Annotated in this window: 2 protein-coding genes; one reads left to right on the forward strand and one right to left on the reverse strand. The window is 73.7% G+C overall.

All coding sequences use genetic code 11. The annotated features are described in order from the left end of the window. Nucleotides 1-355: helix-turn-helix domain-containing protein (locus tag G6048_RS48215; RefSeq protein ID WP_165345912.1), on the reverse strand; the 355-nt coding region annotated here is incomplete at its 3' end. Nucleotides 356-540: 185 nt separating this feature from the next. On the opposite strand from G6048_RS48215, the gene G6048_RS48220 reads away from it, so the two are divergent. After that, the coding region (locus G6048_RS48220) for a cell division protein PerM (RefSeq protein WP_235991164.1) at nucleotides 541-1,138 on the forward strand (598 nt) is incomplete at its 3' end.

Consider the following 1,138-nt stretch of genomic DNA (forward strand, 5'->3'; position numbering starts at 1 on the left):
CGGTTACGGGCTCCGGCTCAGCCGCGGGTTGGGCCTCGGCTACGGGCTCCGCCTCAGCCGCAGGCCGTGCCTCAGCCTCCGGCTCGGGCACTGGCACTGGTTCAGGCTTGGATTCAGCCCCGGCGCCGACCGGAGCGGGCGGGCCCGCCAACTCCTCCAACAACCGTGCGTACGCTTCCCGCCTGCGTCCCTGCGGCGTGGTGCGGCCGGTCTCCCAGGACTGGACCGTCTTGGCGGTGACGCCCACCCTGGCGGCGACCTCGGCCCGGCTCAGGGAGCGGGCCCGGCGGAGGCGGCGACGTGCCGTGGGGGGCGGCAGCGGGCTGGCGGGGCTTCTGGCAGGGCTTTGTGTCACTGGTCGCCCCTCCAGGGATAAAAGTGCATAAGCGCATTTTGAGCGACTCGTCCGGAATTCGCCTATTACGCCGGGAAAGTGCGTGTCGTTGGGAGTATGGCGGCGTGACTGACCCGACTCACGCCGCCTACTCGAGACACCCGGCCAACCCGACCAACTCGCCCCAGCTGGCCGACCGCGGCCCGATGCCGCCGCCCTGGCACTCCCGCTCGCCCGGACCGGTTGCCGCTCTCGTCGGTGGCGTCCTCGCGGCGGGGCTGGGGCTCGGCTCGTTCGCCGTACTCGTGACGCTCCTGTGGATGAGTTCGCCCTACCCGGACAGCGGTCCCCAGGGGGCGTTGCACATCGCCGCCGCTCTGTGGCTGCTGGCGCACGGTGTCGAGTTCGTCCGCGCCGAGACGCTCTCCGGCGTACCCGCGCCGGTCGGCGTCACTCCGCTGCTCCTGGTCGCGCTGCCGGTTTGGCTGCTGCACCGGGCGGCCCGCGACGCGGCGGAGGGCGACGGCAGAGGCCCGGTGCCTACCGCCCGCAGCGCCTGGGGCGGTGTGGTCGCGGGCTACCTGGCGGTCGGCGTGGCAGTCGTGCTGTACGCCTCGAGCGGTGCGTTGCGACCGGCGTTGACGATGGGCGCCGTGTGGCCGCCGCTCGTCGTCGTGGCCGCGGCGGGGGCGGGGGTGTGGACGGCGTACGGGCGGCCGGGCGGGCCCCTGCCGCCGTTCGTCCGTCGTGCCCTTCCGGAGGGTGTACGCCGTCTTGCCACGAACGGCGTTCTCGGGGCTGCCG

Origin of the sequence: Streptomyces ureilyticus, from assembly GCF_011045025.1 — a bacterium.
Classification (GTDB): domain Bacteria; phylum Actinomycetota; class Actinomycetes; order Streptomycetales; family Streptomycetaceae; genus Streptomyces; species Streptomyces ureilyticus.